Origin of the sequence: Massilia sp. NP310 (genome assembly GCF_019443485.1) — a bacterium.
Lineage (GTDB): Bacteria > Pseudomonadota > Gammaproteobacteria > Burkholderiales > Burkholderiaceae_D > Telluria > Telluria timonae.
This window is the reverse complement of the sequence record NZ_CP080379.1, coordinates 5,128,913-5,144,720: the sequence shown is the minus strand read 5'-3', so window position 1 is coordinate 5,144,720 and position 15,808 is coordinate 5,128,913. Positions and strand designations below refer to the sequence as shown.

Annotated in this window: 20 protein-coding genes; 2 read left to right on the top strand and 18 right to left on the bottom strand. The window is 63.0% G+C overall.

The features are described 5' to 3' along the window. Positions 1-8 precede the first annotated feature (8 nt). The 11 genes from ruvB to tyrS form a co-directional block, all read right to left on the bottom strand. Positions 9-1,076, bottom strand: a complete 1,068-nt coding sequence (gene ruvB, locus KY496_RS22700; RefSeq protein WP_071360428.1) for a Holliday junction branch migration DNA helicase RuvB — start codon at positions 1,074-1,076, stop codon at positions 9-11. Between the two features lie 15 nt (positions 1,077-1,091). Continuing rightward, positions 1,092-1,670: a Holliday junction branch migration protein RuvA gene (gene ruvA / locus KY496_RS22695; RefSeq protein WP_005667935.1), complete on the bottom strand. Its 579-nt coding sequence runs from the start codon at positions 1,668-1,670 to the stop codon at positions 1,092-1,094. Between the two features lie 15 nt (positions 1,671-1,685). Continuing rightward, positions 1,686-2,225: a crossover junction endodeoxyribonuclease RuvC gene (gene ruvC, locus KY496_RS22690; protein WP_005667934.1), complete on the bottom strand. Its 540-nt coding sequence runs from the start codon at positions 2,223-2,225 to the stop codon at positions 1,686-1,688. A gap of 119 nt (positions 2,226-2,344) precedes the next feature. After that, positions 2,345-3,931 carry a bifunctional phosphoribosylaminoimidazolecarboxamide formyltransferase/IMP cyclohydrolase gene (gene purH, locus KY496_RS22685; RefSeq protein ID WP_219862554.1) on the bottom strand — a complete coding sequence of 529 codons (1,587 nt, stop codon included), beginning with the start codon at positions 3,929-3,931 and terminating at the stop codon, positions 2,345-2,347. Positions 3,932-4,026: 95 nt separating this feature from the next. Further along, on the bottom strand, positions 4,027-4,260 hold the full coding sequence (locus KY496_RS22680; protein WP_005667930.1) for a helix-turn-helix domain-containing protein: 234 nt from the start codon (positions 4,258-4,260) through the stop codon (positions 4,027-4,029). Between the two features lie 97 nt (positions 4,261-4,357). Next, positions 4,358-5,383, bottom strand: a complete 1,026-nt coding sequence (dusB, locus tag KY496_RS22675) for a tRNA dihydrouridine synthase DusB (RefSeq protein ID WP_083415141.1) — start codon at positions 5,381-5,383, stop codon at positions 4,358-4,360. Between the two features lie 149 nt (positions 5,384-5,532). Continuing rightward, positions 5,533-6,213 carry a histidine phosphatase family protein gene (locus KY496_RS22670; protein WP_219862552.1) on the bottom strand — a complete coding sequence of 227 codons (681 nt, stop codon included), beginning with the start codon at positions 6,211-6,213 and terminating at the stop codon, positions 5,533-5,535. A gap of 46 nt (positions 6,214-6,259) precedes the next feature. Beyond that, a complete protein-coding gene (locus tag KY496_RS22665) occupies positions 6,260-6,577 on the bottom strand; it encodes a hypothetical protein (RefSeq protein WP_219862551.1) in 318 nt (105 codons plus the stop codon). A gap of 80 nt (positions 6,578-6,657) precedes the next feature. Further along, positions 6,658-7,323: a YbhB/YbcL family Raf kinase inhibitor-like protein gene (locus KY496_RS22660; RefSeq protein WP_219862549.1), complete on the bottom strand. Its 666-nt coding sequence runs from the start codon at positions 7,321-7,323 to the stop codon at positions 6,658-6,660. A 47-nt stretch (positions 7,324-7,370) separates the two neighbouring features. Beyond that, on the bottom strand, positions 7,371-7,829 hold the full coding sequence (gene dtd, locus KY496_RS22655; protein WP_005667923.1) for a D-aminoacyl-tRNA deacylase: 459 nt from the start codon (positions 7,827-7,829) through the stop codon (positions 7,371-7,373). Continuing rightward, positions 7,826-9,085 (bottom strand): tyrosine--tRNA ligase, encoded by a 1,260-nt coding sequence (gene tyrS / locus KY496_RS22650; RefSeq protein ID WP_071360435.1) that lies wholly within the window; start codon positions 9,083-9,085, stop codon positions 7,826-7,828. Before tyrS ends, dtd begins: the two co-directional genes overlap by 4 nt. A 148-nt stretch (positions 9,086-9,233) precedes the next feature. On the opposite strand from tyrS, the gene KY496_RS22645 reads away from it, so the two are divergent. Further along, positions 9,234-10,598: a M23 family metallopeptidase gene (locus tag KY496_RS22645; protein ID WP_219862547.1), complete on the top strand. Its 1,365-nt coding sequence runs from the start codon at positions 9,234-9,236 to the stop codon at positions 10,596-10,598. Between the two features lie 105 nt (positions 10,599-10,703). Then, positions 10,704-11,801: an anhydro-N-acetylmuramic acid kinase gene (locus KY496_RS22640; protein WP_219862545.1), complete on the top strand. Its 1,098-nt coding sequence runs from the start codon at positions 10,704-10,706 to the stop codon at positions 11,799-11,801. Positions 11,802-11,804: 3 nt separating this feature from the next. Here the strand turns inward: KY496_RS22640 and KY496_RS22635 are convergent, their stop codons facing one another. From KY496_RS22635 to rplM, 7 genes are all read right to left on the bottom strand, one after another. Continuing rightward, positions 11,805-12,071 (bottom strand): hypothetical protein, encoded by a 267-nt coding sequence (locus KY496_RS22635; protein ID WP_005667915.1) that lies wholly within the window; start codon positions 12,069-12,071, stop codon positions 11,805-11,807. A gap of 35 nt (positions 12,072-12,106) precedes the next feature. Further along, positions 12,107-12,334: a hypothetical protein gene (locus KY496_RS22630; protein ID WP_005667913.1), complete on the bottom strand. Its 228-nt coding sequence runs from the start codon at positions 12,332-12,334 to the stop codon at positions 12,107-12,109. 127 nt (positions 12,335-12,461) lie between these two features. Continuing rightward, positions 12,462-12,830: an iron-sulfur cluster insertion protein ErpA gene (gene erpA, locus KY496_RS22625; protein WP_005667912.1), complete on the bottom strand. Its 369-nt coding sequence runs from the start codon at positions 12,828-12,830 to the stop codon at positions 12,462-12,464. 53 nt (positions 12,831-12,883) lie between these two features. After that, the gene (locus tag KY496_RS22620) at positions 12,884-13,285 is read right to left on the bottom strand and encodes a polymer-forming cytoskeletal protein (RefSeq protein ID WP_005667909.1); all 402 of its coding nucleotides are present in this window, start codon (positions 13,283-13,285) and stop codon (positions 12,884-12,886) included. A 112-nt stretch (positions 13,286-13,397) separates the two neighbouring features. After that, a complete protein-coding gene (argC, locus tag KY496_RS22615; RefSeq protein ID WP_219862543.1) occupies positions 13,398-14,435 on the bottom strand; it encodes an N-acetyl-gamma-glutamyl-phosphate reductase in 1,038 nt (345 codons plus the stop codon). Positions 14,436-14,753: 318 nt separating this feature from the next. After that, a complete protein-coding gene (gene rpsI, locus KY496_RS22610) occupies positions 14,754-15,146 on the bottom strand; it encodes a 30S ribosomal protein S9 (protein WP_005667904.1) in 393 nt (130 codons plus the stop codon). Between the two features lie 9 nt (positions 15,147-15,155). Continuing rightward, positions 15,156-15,584: a 50S ribosomal protein L13 gene (gene rplM / locus KY496_RS22605; protein ID WP_005667902.1), complete on the bottom strand. Its 429-nt coding sequence runs from the start codon at positions 15,582-15,584 to the stop codon at positions 15,156-15,158. Positions 15,585-15,808: the final 224 nt, after the last annotated feature.

Sequence of the window (15,808 nt, the reverse complement as noted above, 5' to 3'; positions counted from 1 at the left end):
CGCGCGATTCAGCCGGGAGGCAAGTTATCCCACAAATCGCCCGTCGGGCTGATGCGCGGCGCGGTGACGCCGAAGTGCTGGTAGGCCAGCGGCGTGGCGATGCGTCCGCGCGGGGTGCGCTGCAGATAGCCCTGCTGGATCAGATACGGTTCGAGCACGTCCTCGATGGTGTCGGCGGCCTCGCCGATCGCCGCCGCCAGGTTGCCGATGCCGACCGGGCCGCCGGCGAACTTGAACAGCACCGCCTCCAGCAGCTTGCGGTCCATGACGTCGAAGCCGACGGTGTCGACGTCGAGCATCTTGAGCGCGCGGTCGGCCATCTCGCGCGTGATCTCGCCATTGCCCTTCACTTCGGCGTAGTCGCGCACGCGGCGCAGCAGGCGGTTGGCGATACGCGGCGTGCCGCGCGCGCGCTTGGCGACTTCGCGCGCGCCGTCCTCGTCGATCGGCGCTTCCAGCAATGCGGCGCTGCGCGCCACGATCTTGGTCAGCTCCTCGACGTTGTAGAACTCGAGGCGCGCCACGATGCCGAAGCGGTCGCGCAGCGGATTGGTCAGCATGCCGGCGCGGGTGGTGGCGCCGACCAGGGTGAACGGCTGCAGGTCGAGCTTGACCGAGCGCGCGGCCGGCCCCTCGCCGATCATGATGTCGATCTGGTAGTCCTCGAGCGCCGGATACAAAATCTCCTCGACCACCGGCGACAACCGGTGGATCTCGTCGATGAACAGCACATCGTTCGGCTCGAGATTCGTGAGCAGCGCCGCCAGGTCGCCGGGACGCTCGAGCACCGGGCCCGAGGTCTGGCGCAGGTTGACGCCCATCTCGCGCGCGATGATGTGGGCCAGCGTCGTTTTACCCAGGCCCGGCGGACCGAACAGCAGGGTGTGGTCGAGCGCCTCGCGCCGCTTGCGCGCCGCGTGGATGAAGATCTCGAGCTGGTCGCGGATCTTTTCCTGGCCGACGTATTCGTCCAGCTGCTTCGGACGCAAGGCGCGTTCGATCGCCTCTTCGTTGGGCGAGGCCGGCGCGGCGTCGATCACGCGGTGTTCGGTGAAGTTGTCGGTCTGGATGCTCATGGCGCGTTTTCTATATTAGCCTTTGGACAGCGCCTTCAGCGCGAACTTGATGCCGTCCGAGACGCTCGAGCCGGCCGGCATGTTCTTGATCGCGAGGAGCGCTTCCTTGTCAGAATACCCCAGCGCGGCCAGCGCATTGAGCACGTCCACCTGCGCGTCGTCACGCGCCGCGCCGGCGACCATGCCGATGTCGGCGCCCAGCTTGCCCTTCAGTTCGAGCAGCAGGCGTTCGGCCGTCTTCTTGCCGATGCCCGGCACCTTCACCAGGCGGCCGGTTTCCTGCAGCGTGACGGCCTGCGACAATTCGGCCACCGACATGCCGGACAGGATCGCCAGCGCCATGCGCGCGCCGATGCCGGTGATCTTGATCAGCTGGCGAAACAGCGCGCGCTCGGACGCCGAGCCGAAGCCGAACAGCAGGTGCGCATCCTCGCGCACCACCAGGTGAGTGAACAACACGACTTTTTCGCCGGTATGCGGCAAGTTATAAAAGGTGCTCATCGGCACGTCGACTTCGTAGCCGACGCCATTGCAATCGACCAGCACGTGCGGCGGCGCTTTTTCGAGCAGGATTCCAGAGAGGCGACCGATCATCGGTAAGGTTCCTAATTAAGAGACGAGACGGCTGTTCTTCATGCGCAGCGCCTGCATATCGGGCGACAGCGTGCCCAGTAGCGACAAGGTGTCGATACTGTGGGCATGGCAGATGGCCACGCCCAGGGCGTCGGCGGCGTCGGTGCCCGGCAGGCCCGGCAGCTTGAGCAGGCGCGCGACCATGTCCTGCACCTGCGGCTTGGCCGCCTTGCCGGTGCCGACCACGGCCTGCTTCACCTGCACCGCCGTGTATTCGGCGACATCGAGGTCGGCGCTGACCAGCGCGGTGATCGCCGCGCCGCGCGCCTGGCCCAGCAGCAGGGTCGATTGCGGATTGACGTTGACGAAGACTTTTTCGATGGCGGAACAGGCCGGGCGGTAGGTGGCGATGATTTCGCTGACGCCGTGCAGGATGACCTTGAGCCGCGGCGGCAAAGCGCCCTCCAGCCCGGTCTTGATGGTGCCCGAGGCGACGTAGCGCAGCTTGGCGCCGTGTTTTTCAATGACGCCGAACCCCGTCGTGCGCAGGCCCGGGTCGATGCCGAGAATAATCATTATGGAATGTTACCCCGGCTAGGGGTGTTCGTGGGAAAAATACTGTGCAAAAACACAGGTTCACCACGGTTTGATCGCATCGGGCCGGCAAGTTCCGCCGGCCCGATGGTGTTACCAGATCAGTGACGGAAGTGACGGGTGCCGGTGTACAGCATCACCACGCCGCGCTCGTCGGCCGCATCGATCACTTCCTGGTCGCGCATCGAGCCGCCCGGATGGATGACGCAGGTCGCGCCGGCATCGACCACCACGTCCAGGCCGTCGCGGAACGGGAAGAAGGCATCCGACGCCACGGCCGAACCGGTGAGCGACAGGCCGGCGTTCTGGGCCTTGATCGAGGCGATGCGGGCCGAGTCGATGCGGCTCATCTGGCCGGCGCCGACGCCCAGGGTCATGCCATTGGCGCAGAACACGATCGCGTTCGACTTGACGAACTTGGCCACGCGCCAGGCGAACATCATGTCCTGCAGCTGCTGCTGGGTCGGGTGCTTCTTGGTGACCACGCGCAGTTCGCCCAGGCCCACGTTTTTCGCATCCGGCGACTGCACCAGCAGGCCGCCGCCGACGCGCTTGACGTCATACGCGTTCTGGCCGGCGCCCAGCGCGATCTCCAGCAGGCGCACGTTCTGCTTGGCCGCCATGATCTGGCGCGCTTCCGCGGTGAACGATGGCGCGATCAGCACTTCGACGAACAGCTTGGCCAGCGCTTCGGCCGCCTTGCCGTCGACTTCGACGTTGAAGGCGATGATGCCGCCAAAGGCCGAGGTCGGGTCGGTCTGCAGCGCGCGCGAGTAGGCGTCCAGCGCATCGACGCCGATCGCCACGCCGCACGGGTTGGCGTGCTTGACGATCACGCAGCCGGCCGGCTGGCCGAGCCCGCCCAGCGACTTGACGCATTCCCAAGCCGCATCGGCGTCGGCGATATTGTTGTACGACAGTTCCTTGCCCTGCAGCTGGGTGTAGTTGGCCAGTGCGCCGTCGACGCTGACCAGGTCGCGGTAGAAGGCGGCGCCCTGGTGCGGGTTCTCGCCGTAGCGCATGTCCTGGACTTTCTCGAAGCCCATGTTCAGGGTCTGCGGGAAGCTCGAACGGGTCGCGTGCGCGCGGTCTTCGCCCAGGCTGGTCAGGTAGTTGGTGATCGCGCCGTCGTACTGCGCGGTGTGCGCGAACACTTTCTTGGCCAGGCGGAACTTGGTTTCATAGCTGACCGGGCCGGTGGCTTCGCCCTGGCCCTTCATCTCGGCCAGCACCACGCCATAGTCAAGCGGGTCGACGATCACGACCACGTCGCGGTGGTTCTTGGCCGCCGAACGCAGCATGGTCGGGCCACCGATGTCGATGTTCTCGATCGCATCTTCCAGCGAGCACTCTTCCTTGGCGACGGTCTGCTGGAACGGGTACAGGTTGACCACGACCATGTCGATCTGCGGAATGCCGTGCTCTTCCAGCTTGGCGACGTGCTCAGGAAAATCGCGGCGCGCCAGGATGCCGCCGTGCACTTTCGGGTGCAGGGTCTTGACGCGGCCATCCAGCATTTCCGGGAAACCGGTGTAGTCGGCGACTTCGGTCACCGGCACGCCGTTATCCTGCAGCAGCTTGGCGGTGCCGCCGGTGGACAGGATGTTGACGCCGAGCGAAGAGAGAGCGCGCGCGAAATCGAGCACGCCGGTCTTGTCGGATACGGAAATGAGAGCTTGTTTGATCATGGTGTGGCCTATGGTTGAGAATTCCTGGCGGCGGGCAGGCGGATCGGGGATCCGGTCATGGCCGCGCGCCCGGTGCGCGGCCACGTGGGTCACGCTTAGAGCAGCCCGTGCTCCTGCAGTTTCTTGCGCAAAGTGTTCCGGTTAATGCCCAGCATCTGTGCGGCGTGCGACTGGTTGCCGTCGGCGCGCGACATGACGACTTCGAGGACGGGCTTTTCGACGGTCAACACCATCATGTCGTAGATGTTGGTCGGCTTTTGTTCGCCCAGATCGTTGAAATAGTCTTCGAGACTCTTCTGGACGACTTCCTGGATACTTTCTTTGCTCATGTCTTCTGCTGCTTCATCCTGGTTTAATGATTGCTCCGCTCTCGCGAAGCGCGTCCCCGTGTTCTTGTTCTGGTTTGCTGCGTGCTGCCGGACTTGCCTATGCCGCGATCGCGTCGAGGCCAGGATGCGCGGGGCGGTATTGTAACCGCTCGCCATGCCTGTGCTGCGATTTGAAAAACTCATCGACCGCCGCCAGTTGCTCGGCCGTCGATTCCAGCAAGTTCATACGCTGCCGGAATTCCTCGCCGCCCGGAAGGTCTTGTACATACCAGCCGATGTGCTTGCGCGCGGTGCGCACGCCGACGTATTCGCCATAGAAGGCGTAATGGGCCGGCAAGTGCTCGTTCATCAATTCGCGCACTTCGTCCACCAGCGGCGCCGGCAGGTGTTCACCGGTGCGCAGGTAGTGGTCGATCTCGCGGCAGATCCAGGGACGGCCCTGGGCCGCGCGGCCGATCATGACCGCATCGGCGCCGGTATGGTCGAGCACGAACTTCGCCTTCTCGGGCGTCGTGATGTCGCCATTGGCCACCAGCGGGATGCTCACCGCCTGCTTCACGGCGCGGATGGTGTCGTATTCGGCCTCGCCCTTGTAGCCGTCGGCGCGGGTGCGGCCGTGCAGGGTCAGCATCTGGATGCCGGCCTGCTCGGCCAGGCGCGCAATGCGCAGCGCGTTCTTGTTTTGGCGATCCCAGCCGGTGCGGAACTTCAGGGTGACCGGCACGTCGACCGCCTCGACCACGGCGTGCAGGATGCGCTCGACCAGGTCTTCGTGCTGCAACAGGGCCGAACCGCACCAGCTATTGCACACCTTCTTGACCGGGCAACCCATATTGATGTCGATGATCTGAGCGCCGCGCTCGACGTTGAACTTCGCGCAATCGGCGAGGTCTTTAGGATCGGCGCCGGCGATCTGCACCGCCTTCGGCTCCATCTCGCCCGCATGGTCGATGCGGCGCGAGGTCTTTTCGCTGGCCCACAGGCGCGGGTTCGACGCCGCCATTTCGGACACCGCATAGCCCGCGCCGAGCTGCTTGCACAGCTGCCGGAACGGACGGTCCGTCACTCCGGCCATGGGGGCGACAAAGACGTTATTACGCAGGTGATATGGACCGATTTGCACAGCAGAAAAACTCAGAAGTTTCTTGGGAACCTGCTATTTTACCCCAAGCGCTGCTCAAATTATCAGCAAAATTAATGTGATTGTTGCGTGTGCGATATTGGCAGGCCGAAGAAACAAGCGTTGTCGCGCCTGTTTTACGTGCATGGCTGTCAGGGCAAGTCATCCAGCGCCACCTGGCGCAGGTGATCAATTTCACCCCAGCTGACCAGCTTCAGCACGCCCTGCTCAACCACGAAACGGTTGATGCTGGCATTGTGCACCTTGAAGTCGCGCGGCGTTTCCAGCGGCAGGCCGAGGGCGGCCCGGTAGGCGCACTCGAGCACGCCGCCATGCGCCACCAGCGCCAGGGTCTGGCCGGGATGGCGCGCCGCATGCCCCAGGATCGCCTTCGTGGCCCGTTCGAAGAAACTGCGGAAGGTCTCGCCCTGGTTCTTGCCTGAAGGTAGGACCGCATCGACGTTGCGCGCCTGCCAGGCGGCGAATTCGAGCGGAAAGCGGGCCGCGATCTCGCTGTACAGCAAGCCTTCGAAGCCGCCGTAGCAGCGTTCGCGCAGTTGTGGATCGAGTTGGACACCGCCGGCATCGGATACGGCACGGGCGCACTGGACCGCCTCGGCCGTCTGCCGGGCGCGCGCCAGGTCGCTGGAAATCACCAGGTCTATATGTTCACCGGCCAGCGCCGCGCCGAGCGCCGCGGCCTGGCGCTCGCCTTCGGCATTAAGGGCGATATCCAGATGGCCCTGCAGCCGGCGCTCGGCATTCCAGGCGGTTTCGCCGTGGCGGATCAGGAGGATCGTGGTCGTGCCCGCAGGCGCGTCGTTCAATGTCATGAGGTCCTTGCACTGTTCTTTCAAACTTACGCAAAGCTAACCGTAGTTAACTTTCCTGTTGAATTCCTGCTTCACCGGAGATGGTTTCACCTGACAATGTACATGCCAGACCAGCGCCTTCTCCTCCACAGGCAGCGACGGTGGAACTCACCGCCAACAGCTTCACCGGCAACAAAATGCAGCCGCCGATGGTTGTAAGAGAGCCGAGACAAGAAATAGTTCTCAAAATTGTCTCGTCAACGGAAGTTTCTGCTAGTGCCTTGCGCGGCACTGACGATTGCGCAATTTTAGCGTTAAAGACATAGGCCTGGGCGTTGGTGACGCGCGAAAGCGAAATCAGCTGGTAGACCTTTTCAAATTGCACTGGTTTGAGCGATTTTAAGTATGTTTCGCTTCACTACTAAAACCTTAAGCTCGGGGGCGGTGAAAAAATCAGATGATTGATTATTTTGAGAGGTCGGCCGCGACCTGGGGATTGAGCGAATAGGTGCCGAAGATGCGCGCCTCGTCGAGGATATGCCCCTGGATCGCCATGCGCGCCTCGGAGCCCGTGAACCGCCCCTCCAACGGCAGGCGCGGGATATCGAGCGCATACAGCGTAAACACATAATGGTGCACGCGCTCGTCGTTCCACGGCGGGCACGGGCCGTCATAGCCGTAGAACTCGCCCGCCATGTCGGGGTCGCCCGCGAACCAGCCGGTATAGTCGTTGACGCCGTGGCGCAGCTGGTGTTCGGTGCCGTTCTTGACGGTGAAGGCGACTTCGGGACCGGGCTTTCCATGCGGCGTGACCATGTCGGAAAACATGCCTTCGGCCAGCGACTTGAGGCAGACCGGGATGTCGGCCAGCGTCCAGTGGAAAAAATCGACGCGCGGCAAGGCGGCCGGTACGGTACGGCCTTCCTTGTTGACGTCGCCGCCTTCGGACGGCACGTCGGGATCGTGGCAGATCAGTACCAGCGACTGCGTGCCGGCCGGCACGTCGTCCCAGGCGATATGGGGATTGCGGTTGCTCGACAGCTTGACGTGGGCATCAGGATCGCTGACCGCGAACGCGTAAGCGGCGGGGATGTCGGCCCCATCGGTGAATGAATCGCTCCAGATTCGCATATGACCTCCCTGGCTACTAAATTTGACCTTGGCGCCAGGCGCGGGTTTCAGCGCGCCGCCCCGACGGGATCAATACGCAGCCAGAATGTGACCGGGCCATCGTTGATGAGTGACACTTTCATGTCGGCACCAAATACGCCGGTCTCGACAATGCCATGGCGCTCGCGCGCCTGGCGCACGACATGCTCGAACAGGCGCCGTCCGTCTTCCGGCGCGGCGGCCGGCGAGAACGAAGGACGCGTGCCCGATTTCGTATCGGCCGCCAGGGTGAACTGCGGCACCAGCAGCAGGCCGCCGCCAGTGTCCGTCACGCTGCGATTCATCTTGCCGGCCTCGTCGGAAAACACGCGGTACCCCAGCAGCTTGGTCAGCAGCAGGTCGGCCTCGCGTTCGGTATCGCCCTTTTCGGCGCACACCAACACCATCAGGCCGGGCCCGATGGCGCCGACGGTCTGGCCGTCGACGCGCACCGCCGCTTCGCTCACGCGTTGCAGCAGGCCAATCATGCGAGCGTGACGCGGGCGAACTTGCGCTTGCCGACTTGCACCACGACGGTGCCGGCAGCCACTTGCAGGCCCTTGTCGCTGACCACGGCGCCGTCGATGCGCACGCCGCCCTGGTCGACCATGCGCATGGCTTCCGAGGTCGAGGCGCACAGGCCGGCGGCCTTCAGCAGTTGCGGCAGGCCCAGCGGAGCGCCGGACAGCGACACTTCCGGCACGTCGTCCGGAATGCCGCCCTTGGAGCGGTTGACGAAGTCGGCCAGCGCGTCGTCGGCCGCAGCGGCCGAGTGGAAGCGCGTGACGATTTCCTTGCCCAGCGCCACTTTCGCATCGCGCGGATTGGCGCCGCCGTCGATCGTCGCCTTCAATTGCGCGATGTCGTCGAGCGAGCGGAACGACAGCAGATTGAAGTACTTCCACATCATCTCGTCCGAGATGCTCATCAGTTTGCCGAACATGCTGTTCGGCGCTTCGGTGATGCCAATATAGTTGTTCTTGGACTTGGACATCTTGTCGACGCCGTCCAGGCCTTCCAGCAGCGGCATGGTCAGGATGCACTGCGGCTCCTGGCCGTAGTCCTTCTGCAGCTCGCGGCCAACCAGCAAGTTGAATTTCTGGTCCGTTCCACCCAGCTCAAGGTCTGACTGCAAAGCGACCGAATCATAGCCCTGCATCAGCGGATAAAGGAACTCATGCACGGCGATCGGAGTCCCACTCTTGTAGCGCTTGGTAAAGTCGTCGCGCTCCATCATGCGGGCCACGGTGTAGCGCGAGGCGAGCTGGATCATGCCGCGCGCGCCCAAAGGATCGCACCATTCGGAGTTGTAGCGGATTTCCGTGCGGCTGGCGTCCAGCACCAGCGATGCCTGGCGGAAATACGTCATCGCGTTTTCCTCGACCTGCTCGCGGGTCAGCGGCGGACGGGTGGCGTTGCGGCCCGACGGGTCGCCAATCATGGAAGTGAAGTCGCCGATCAAAAAGATCACCTGGTGACCCAGGTCTTGCAATTGACGCAATTTATTCAGTACGACAGTGTGGCCGAGATGCAAGTCCGGGGCCGTCGGATCCAGCCCCAGCTTGATGCGCAGCGGCTTGCCGGTCTGCTCCGAGCGCGCCAGTTTTTGCGCAAAATCGCTTTCGATCAACAGTTCGTCGACGCCGCGCTTGGCGATCGCGAGGGACTCAAGGACCTTGTCAGTCAGTGGCAAAGCATTAATGGAAGTTGCCGGAGTGCTAGCACCAGCTGCATTTGAGGTCATAAAATTCGTGTAGGAAATTGGCTAAAACGGTTGTAGGACCACTTCTTTTGGTATAATTCACGATCCTGTTTTCGTTTCCTAGAGAAAACTTTTTCGGAAACGCAATACATGGCCCTTGAAAGTTCAGCCGCAAATTTTAACTGATTGCATGAACCCTATACAGAAAATCACTGGTAAAAGCCTGCTAGCGCTGCTGCCGAAGACCCGCAAAGCCCGCGTCCTGAGCGCCGGCGCCGTCTTCCTGAGCGTGTGCGCCTTTGGCGCCGTGGGCGTTGCACCGATCGCTCCCGATCCCTCCGACCTGCCCGTCACCTCCGTTGCGCAAGACCTGGAACTGCCGAACCTGGCCGACCAGATCGCCGCGCTCCAGCAAGACGAGCAGCAATTCATCCACGAAGAACGCATCCGCCGCGGCGATTCGCTCGGCTCGCTCTTCACCCGCCTCGGCATCGAAGACGCGCAAGCGCAAAAGTTCGTTCGCTCCGACAAGCTCGCCAAGCGCCTGCTGTCGCTCCAGACCGGCAAGCGCATCCAGGCCGAGACCGACGAGAACGGCCTGCTGCTGTCGATGCGCGCCACTGTCAGCGACGGCAAGAGCGGCGAAGCACGCACGATCACCGTGCAGCGCAAGGGCGAGGAATTCGTCGCCCTCGAGGCGCCGGCCAAGCTCGAGCGCCGCGTCGAGATGCGTTCGCGCGAAATCACCAGCTCGCTGTACGCGGCCACCGACGCCAACGTCGACGGCGGCAGCATCCCGGATTCGATCGTTGGCCAGATCATCGAGATGTTCTCGACCAATATCGACTTCCGCAGCGACGTCAAGCGCGGCGACCGTTTCAATGTCGTGTACGAAACCTTCTGGCTCGACGGCGAACTGATCAAGACCGGTCGCATCCTGGCCGGCGAATTCGTCAACCGCGGCACCAGCTACCAGTCGGTGTGGTACGAAGATCCGGTCTCCAAGCAGGGTGGTTACTACTCGCTGGACGGCAAGTCGCTCAAGAAAGCCTTCCTCAAGTCGCCACTGCAATACTCGCGCGTCTCGTCGGGCTTCTCGATGCGCGTGCACCCGATCTCGGGCAAGTTCAAGGCGCATAAAGGCGTCGACTTCGCCGCCGCCACCGGCACCCCGATCCGCGCCGTGGCCGATGCCACCGTCGACTTCGCAGGCAACGGCAATGGCTACGGCAATATGGTCGTCCTGAAGCACTGGTCGAACTACAGCACCGCCTACGCCCACATGAGCCGCATCGCGCCAGGCATGCGCAAGGGCGCCAAGATCAGCCAGGGCCAGGTGATCGGCTACGTCGGCTCGACCGGCTGGTCGACCGGCCCGCACCTGCACTATGAATTCCGCGTCGCAGGCGTGGCCAAGGACCCGAACAAGTTCAAGTCGCTGGCCCAGCAACCGCTGAACCAGGCCGAACTGGCACGCTTCCGCATGGCAGCCGCCGAGATGAACCACCGCTTCTCGCTGATGGCGCCAAGCGGCTCGTCGATGGCAGCCCGCTAAGCCGCACCGTCCTGTATAAAAACGCCCTCCTCGCATTTCGATGCCGGAGGGCGTTTTCTTTTGTATGCTTGCTGGCCTCTATAGGCACCTGAACCCGATACAACAATGACCGAGACACCTTCCCTCTACATCGGCCTGATGTCCGGCACCAGCCTCGACGGCGTCGACGGCGTGCTGGCCGACTTCAGCAATGGCGCCATCCAGACCGTGGCCGCCGCCTTCACGCCTTTCCCCGCCGCATTGCGCAGCGAATTGATGGCCCTGCAGGCCGCCAGCGACAACGAGCTGGAGCGCGAGGCGCTGGCCGCCAACGGCCTGGCCCTGGCCTACGCCGACTGCGTGCGCGCACTGCTGCCATCCAGCCCCGGCCCGGTGGCCGCCGTCGCCGTCCACGGCCAGACCATCCGCCACCGCCCCGAGCTGGGTTTTACGCGCCAGACCAATAACCCGGCCCTGCTGGCCGAGCTGATCGGCATCGACGTGATCGCCGACTTCCGCAGCCGCGACGTCGCCGCCGGCGGCCAGGGCGCGCCGCTGGTGCCAGCCTTCCACGAGGCCGCCTTTGGCAAGCCGGGCACGGCGCGCGTGGTGGTCAACATCGGCGGCATCGGCAATATCAGCGTGCTGCACGGCGACGGCCGCGTGACCGGTTTCGATACCGGTCCGGGCAATGTCTTGCTCGACCTGTGGATCGCGCGCCACCTGGGGCGCGCCTATGACGAGGATGGCGCCTGGGGTGCGACCGGCACTGTCCACCAGCCGCTGCTGGACGCCCTGCTCGACGAACCGTATTTCCGCCAGCCGGCGCCCAAGAGCACCGGACGCGACCTGTTCCATGCGCCATGGCTCGATGCCAATCTCTCGCCCTTCGGCAATCTCGCGCCGGCCGACGTGCAGGCAACCCTGGTGCAATTGACGGCGGTGACGATCGCGCGCGCGATCATCGAGGAAGGCGTGACGCCGGATGCGGTGTACGTCTGCGGCGGCGGCGCCTACAACGGCGCCCTGCTGCGCGCCATTGGCGCCGGGCTGGGCGGCGTGAAAGTGGCCTCGACGGCGGAACTGGGCGTGGCGCCGAACCGGGTCGAGGCGCTGGCCTTCGCCTGGCTGGGCTGGCGTTTCGCCAACCGCGAACCGGGCAACCTGGCGGCGGTCACCGGCGCGCGCGGTCCGCGCATCCTGGGCGCCTTGTATCCAGCCTGAAACTCAGGCGGCCAGGCCTTTTTGCAGCAACTGCGCCACCAGCTCGTTCAGGTCGACGCCCTGCTCCTTGCTCTGCGCCTGCAGCTGCTTGACCAGGTCGCCATTGAGCTTGACGGCGAACGGCACCAGCCCCAGCGCACGGTCGCGCTCGCGTTGTTCGCGGCGGTCCGCTGCCGGCGCATCCCCGGGCTTGCCGACGACGGCGCCCTTGGGGCCCATCTTGTTCATCAGCTTCTTCGCATCGAATTTCGCGAGCTCGTTCTTGTTCATTGCTTACCTTGCTATTGAATTGATAGGTTGCGGCGTCAGTCGAAACGCTTGAGCCGCTGGCCGAGGATGCCCCACTGGCACGGCGCGCCATCGACCACGCCGCACAACGCCCAGCCGGTGCCGATTTTTTCCACCGTGACCTCGCTCTCGATTTCCCGGGCCAGCTTCTCGGCCCAGCCTTTGGCGGCGCCCTGCCCCTTGAACAATTCCTTGCCCTCATAGATGACGGTGGCGTCGAACACGGGCATCGCGAATACGGTCATGGCTATCTCTGTCTCAAAAAAGCGTCATGCTACCACTGCAGGTCGGCTGCGTAGATAGCAAATACAAACGGCCCGCAGGAGCGGGCCGTCGATGATCCAGACCGCGGTCTGGATGGGCAGGCAACGATTACGCCGAGAACGACGAACCGCAGCCGCAGGTCGAGGTGGCGTTCGGGTTCTTGATCACGAACTGGGCGCCTTCGAGGTCGTCCTTGTAGTCGATCTCGGCGCCGACCAGGTACTGGTAGCTCATCGAGTCGATCAGCAGCTGGACGCCGTTCTTTTCCATCGTCGTGTCGTCTTCATTGACGATCTCGTCGAAGGTGAAACCATATTGGAAGCCCGAGCAGCCACCGCCCTGCACGAAGACGCGCAGCTTGAGGTCGGGGTTGCCTTCTTCTTCGATCAGCTGAGCAACTTTCTGAGCGGCGCTGTCGGTGAAGTTGATTGGTACGGGAATCGTGTCGAAATCTTGCACTTCGGCGACTGCGGTCATGGGAAAGCTCCTGAATAAATCAAACACCGTCCATTATAGACGGTTGGCGGAAGTCATGCTGCCGAGCCTTCGACGGCGTCGGCTAGATGAAACACCGGCTCGCTGGCGGGTTGGTGCGTCAATTTACCTGTTACCAACGCCCCACCGTGCATCTCGAGCAACCGGTAGTGTACATCCCCATTAATGCGGCCTTTCGGCTGTAATTCAAGGAGTTCCGACGAGTAAACCGCGCCGGCGATATAACCATTGACCACCAGGCTGGCGCAGCGCACCTCGCCTTCGATCCGCGCGTGCTCCGACACGATCAGCATGCTGTCGGCGCCATCCACCGCCACCACATTGCCATGGACTTCGCCGTCGATGCGCAGTCCGCCGGTGAAACACAGGTCCCCTTCGATGCGGGCCGAAATTCCGACCAGGCTGTCTATTTCGCTTTTTACTTGTCGACCGAACATGACGCACCTCTGAGGAAAATTGACCGTTGGAGTGGGTGTATCCAACAGTCAATTTACCCGGCTCAAAGGTCGTCGCTTTGATCTGCGTCGGGTCGCGGATCAAGGGTGACGATTATGGCAACAGCGCGATCTGCTGCAGGCCCTTCGACTCTTCCAGGCCGAACATCAGGTTCATGCACTGCACGGCCTGGCCCGACGCGCCCTTGACCAGGTTGTCCTGCACCACCAGGATCACGACGGTATCCGTGCCTTCCGGACGGTGCAGCGCCAGGCGCAGCATGTTCGAGCCGCGGGTCGAGCGCGTTTCCGGGTGCGAGCCGAACGGCATGACGTCGACGAATTCGCTGTCCTTGTATTGTTCTTCGAACAGCGCCTGCAGGGCGGCGTTGTCGATTTCCTTCGTCAGGCGCGCGTACAGGGTCGCGTGCATGCCGCGGATCATCGGCACCAGGTGCGGGGTGAAGATCAGGCCGACCTTCTGGTCGGTATAGCGCGCCAGCTGGGCCGAGGTTTCCGGGGTGTGGCGGTGGCCGTGCACGCCGTAGGCCTTGAAGTTGTCGCTCGACTCCGAGAACAGCGTGCCGATCTCGGCCTTGCGGCCGGCGCCGGAGACGCCCGACTTGCAGTCGGCGATCAGGCTGCCGGCGTCGATCAGGCCGGCCTTGAGCAGCGGATAGAAGCCCAGCTGCATCGTGGTCGGATAGCAACCCGGATTGGCGATCAGGCGTGCGCCCTTGATATCGTCGCGGTTCAGTTCCGGCAAGCCATAGACGACTTCATCCAGCAGCTCGGGCGCGGTGTGCTCGATCTTGTACCATTTTTCGAAGACGGCGCGGTCCTTGATGCGGAAGTCCGCCGCCAGGTCGATCACCTTGACGCCGGCCGCCAGCAGCTCGGGCGCCTGGGCCATCGCCACGCCGTGCGGGGTGGCGAAAAACACCACATCGCACTGCTTCAGATCGGCCTTGTCCGGGCTCGAGAAGGCGATATCGACGCGACCGCGCAGCGAAGGAAACATATCGGCCACCGGCAGGCCGTCTTCCTTGCGCGAGGTGATCGCGGTCAGTTGCACATCCGGATGAACGGCCAACAGCCGCAGCAATTCCACGCCCGTGTATCCGGTTCCGCCGACGATGCCAACTTTAATCATGTCTGTTCCTTCAATAATGGTAAAAAGGCCCTTTCCCAGGACGAGGCTGCATTTTAACAGCCTGTGTATGCGGGCGTTGTACCTGTCCCGAGCCTGTCTCAGTAGACGGGGGGAAGCTGATGGCGATGCATGGCAAGCGTGGACAAGGCGCGAGGAGGCCGCATGGCGCGCCATGCAACGACGAGCAACGCAGCCCACGCTTGTCAGGCGCGCCAGCAGCGACTCCCGCCTACTGAGACAGGCTCATGCAAAAAAGCCGCCCAACCTTGCGGCGGACGGCTTTTCTGGACCAGCACCCGAAGGTGCTGAAGAAGACGATTAACGCTTCGAGAATTGCTTTGCGCGACGTGCTTTGCGCAGACCAACTTTCTTACGCTCGACTTCACGGGCGTCACGGGTGACGAAACCGGCACGTGCCAGGTCGCCCTTGAGGCCTGCGTCGTAGTCGATCAGTGCGCGGGTGATGCCGTGACGGACGGCGCCAGCCTGGCCCGATTCGCCACCGCCGTGCACGTTGACCTTGATGTCGAAACGCTCGACGTTGCCGGTCAGTTCCAGCGGCTGACGGATCACCATCAGGCCGGTTTCACGCGAGAAGTATTCCGATGCCGGCTTACCATTCACGATGATCTGGCCGGTGCCAGCTTTGATGAACACGCGAGCGACTGCACTCTTGCGACGGCCGGTGCCGTAGTTGTAGTTACCGATCATGTCAGTTCCTTAGAGGGTCAGTGCTTGTGGTTGCTGAGCAGCGTGCGGGTGGGTACCTTCCGCGTACACTTTCAGCTTCTTGATCATGGCGTAGCCGAGTGGGCCCTTAGGCAGCATGCCCTTGACAGCCTTCTCGAGTGCGCGGCCTGGGAAACGCTGTTGCATTTTCAGGAAGTTGGTTTCGTAGATACCGCCCGGGTAGCCCGAGTGACGGTAGTACGTTTTTGCGGTGGCCTTGGTGCCGGTCACGCGCAGTTTGCCGGCGTTGATCACGACGATGAAATCGCCGGTGTCGACGTGCGGGGTGAACTCTGGCTTGTGCTTGCCGCGCAGTCGGAGTGCCACTTCGCTGGCAACACGTCCGAGGACCAGGTCCGTCGCGTCGATGACAAACCAGTCGCGCTGGACTTCGTGGCCCTTAGCGGAAAAAGTTTTCATGTTTAATCCAAAAGAAAAAATTGCTCAAATGGTGGTTCCGCACAAGACTTCAGCGGACTCGTCCTTATTGTCTTTCCTGAGCAAACGGAAAGCCGGCAATCATACCCCGCCACCGCCTTGCCGTCAATCCTCATCCGCGTCGAGCGCAACGTCTCCACGCGCTTGCCTGCGGGCTGCTACCCGATACGCATGCCTTGATGCGTTGTTGAAACAATCGGTTGACC

Coding starts and splice junctions, on each gene's coding strand:
- ruvA (WP_005667935.1), bottom strand. CDS start 1,670: ATGATCGGTCGCCTCTCTGGAATCCTGCTCGAAAAAGCGCCGCCGCAC.
- ruvB (WP_071360428.1), bottom strand. CDS start 1,076: ATGAGCATCCAGACCGACAACTTCACCGAACACCGCGTGATCGACGCC.
- KY496_RS22640 (WP_219862545.1), top strand. CDS start 10,704: ATGACCGAGACACCTTCCCTCTACATCGGCCTGATGTCCGGCACCAGC.
- rplM (WP_005667902.1), bottom strand. CDS start 15,584: ATGAAAACTTTTTCCGCTAAGGGCCACGAAGTCCAGCGCGACTGGTTT.
- KY496_RS22670 (WP_219862552.1), bottom strand. CDS start 6,213: ATGACATTGAACGACGCGCCTGCGGGCACGACCACGATCCTCCTGATC.
- dtd (WP_005667923.1), bottom strand. CDS start 7,829: ATGATTGGCCTGCTGCAACGCGTGAGCGAAGCGGCGGTGCGCGTCGAC.
- purH (WP_219862554.1), bottom strand. CDS start 3,931: ATGATCAAACAAGCTCTCATTTCCGTATCCGACAAGACCGGCGTGCTC.
- tyrS (WP_071360435.1), bottom strand. CDS start 9,085: ATGACCTCAAATGCAGCTGGTGCTAGCACTCCGGCAACTTCCATTAAT.
- rpsI (WP_005667904.1), bottom strand. CDS start 15,146: ATGATCGGTAACTACAACTACGGCACCGGCCGTCGCAAGAGTGCAGTC.
- KY496_RS22680 (WP_005667930.1), bottom strand. CDS start 4,260: ATGAGCAAAGAAAGTATCCAGGAAGTCGTCCAGAAGAGTCTCGAAGAC.
- argC (WP_219862543.1), bottom strand. CDS start 14,435: ATGATTAAAGTTGGCATCGTCGGCGGAACCGGATACACGGGCGTGGAA.
- KY496_RS22635 (WP_005667915.1), bottom strand. CDS start 12,071: ATGAACAAGAACGAGCTCGCGAAATTCGATGCGAAGAAGCTGATGAAC.
- erpA (WP_005667912.1), bottom strand. CDS start 12,830: ATGACCGCAGTCGCCGAAGTGCAAGATTTCGACACGATTCCCGTACCA.
- KY496_RS22660 (WP_219862549.1), bottom strand. CDS start 7,323: ATGCGAATCTGGAGCGATTCATTCACCGATGGGGCCGACATCCCCGCC.
- KY496_RS22645 (WP_219862547.1), top strand. CDS start 9,234: ATGAACCCTATACAGAAAATCACTGGTAAAAGCCTGCTAGCGCTGCTG.
- ruvC (WP_005667934.1), bottom strand. CDS start 2,225: ATGATTATTCTCGGCATCGACCCGGGCCTGCGCACGACGGGGTTCGGC.
- KY496_RS22630 (WP_005667913.1), bottom strand. CDS start 12,334: ATGACCGTATTCGCGATGCCCGTGTTCGACGCCACCGTCATCTATGAG.
- KY496_RS22620 (WP_005667909.1), bottom strand. CDS start 13,285: ATGTTCGGTCGACAAGTAAAAAGCGAAATAGACAGCCTGGTCGGAATT.